Annotated in this window: 3 protein-coding genes and 1 pseudogene; 1 reads left to right on the forward strand and 3 read right to left on the reverse strand. The window is 72.6% G+C overall.

Translation table 11 applies throughout. The annotated features are described in order from the left end of the window. The 3 genes and pseudogenes from G3I40_RS28065 to panD form a co-directional block, all read right to left on the reverse strand. Positions 1-238: pseudogene (locus G3I40_RS28065) on the reverse strand (arylsulfatase); the annotation flags it as partial. A gap of 32 nt (positions 239-270) precedes the next feature. Continuing rightward, complete coding sequence (locus G3I40_RS28070; RefSeq protein WP_164305168.1) at positions 271-624, reverse strand: GNAT family N-acetyltransferase; 354 nt, start codon at positions 622-624, stop codon at positions 271-273. Between the two features lie 17 nt (positions 625-641). Next, the gene (gene panD / locus G3I40_RS28075) at positions 642-1,061 is read right to left on the reverse strand and encodes an aspartate 1-decarboxylase (protein ID WP_164305170.1); all 420 of its coding nucleotides are present in this window, start codon (positions 1,059-1,061) and stop codon (positions 642-644) included. Between the two features lie 252 nt (positions 1,062-1,313). On the opposite strand from panD, the gene G3I40_RS28080 reads away from it, so the two are divergent. Continuing rightward, on the forward strand, positions 1,314-1,582 hold a 269-nt coding region (locus G3I40_RS28080; RefSeq protein WP_164305172.1), incomplete at its 3' end, for a hypothetical protein.

Consider the following 1,582-nt stretch of genomic DNA (forward strand, 5'->3'; position numbering starts at 1 on the left):
CGGCGACCGCGCCGATGCTGGAGCAGGTGCACAGCACCGCGTCGGCGCCGTCCCGCACCGCTGCCACCAGCAGGGCCCGCACGTCGTCGGCGACGGAGTCGGGCCCCGCCTGCCCCGCCCGCACCAGCAGGTCCTCGCGTACGACGTGGCGCAGCGCGAGCTCCGGGTGACCGGCCTCGCGCAGCGCATCGAAAACGGGGATGTGTGCAGGTGAGGTGTGCAGGAGCGAGAGGATCATGCCCGCACCCTACGCAGCCGGGTGCGGGGCGGTCACCACTTTTCCGGGTCGTCGGCGAGGGCCTGTTCGGCGGCGGTGCGCAGTGCGGCCGGGACGGCCGGCGCCTCGCCGGGGTGCCGCTCGGCCCAGCGGACGACGAACGGGCACAGCGGCGCGACGACGACGCCCTCGCGGGCGGCCGTCGCGTACAGCTCCCGGGCGAGCGAGCCCGCGATGCCCTTGCCCTCGTGCTCCGGCTCCACGATGGTGTGCACCGGCACGAGGGCGCGCTGCGGCTCGTCGAGCACGAAGTACTGGATGTAGCCGACGGTCTCGCCGTCGCTCCCGCCGGTCCGGGCCAGCAGGAGGCCCCGCTCGCGGTCGTCGTGGATCTCGATGTCGCTCACGGGGCTCTCCCTGGTGATCAGGCGGGCACGGCGCGGGGACTGCGTCGCGCGGCGCCGCCCGGGGCCGGTTCGGACGGATCGGCGCCCAGCGCCACGATCCTGTTGTCCCGGTCGACGTGCACGACCCGGGGCCGCAACGACCGCGCCTCGGCGTCGTCGACCTGAGCGTAACTGATGATGATCACCAGGTCGCCCGGGTGCACGAGATGGGCGGCGGCCCCGTTGATCCCGATCACTCCGGAGCCCCGCTCGCCCTCGATGACGTACGTCTCCAGGCGGGCGCCGTTGTCGATGTCGACGATGTGCACGAGCTCGCCGGGCAGCAGGTCGGCGGCGTCGAGCAGGTCCGCGTCGATGGTGACCGAGCCGACGTAGTGCAGGTCGGCTTCGGTCACGGTGGCGCGATGGATCTTGGATTTGAACATGGTGCGCAGCACTGGCACTCCCACAAGTAGGCTCCCTGCCTGCCTTTTTGCAGGTCAAGGGCTCGGGCCCCAGTTTACCGGGCCTCTCTGCGATGCGGGCCTGTCCTCCGGTGCCGGAGACCGGCCAGGAGCGCGCCCCGGTCGGCTACGTCGGCACCGCCGCACCTCGGTACTCTCGACTTTCTTACTGACTGGTAAGTAAGATCGGTCGGCACCCACGCGACCCTCCAGGAGGCCCTCTTGCGCCGCGCACGTTCTCACCAGATGCTCGCCGGTCTGCTCGCGGGAGCGGGCGTCACGCACCTCCTTCTTCCCAAGCCGTTCGACGCGATCGTGCCGCGCGCGCTGCCGGGCTCGCCCCGCGCCTGGACCTATGCCAGCGGCGCCGTCGAACTGGCCCTCGCGGCAGGTGTCGCACTGCCGCACACCCGCGCCCGGGCGGCGAGCGCCACGGCCGCCTTCTTCGTCGCCGTGGCTCCCGCCAACGTGAAGATGGCCGTCGACTGGCGCCACCGGCCGGCGCCGCTGGCCCG

It is taken from the genome of Streptomyces sp. SID14478 (assembly GCF_010548525.1).
In the GTDB taxonomy this organism is placed as follows: domain Bacteria; phylum Actinomycetota; class Actinomycetes; order Streptomycetales; family Streptomycetaceae; genus Streptomyces.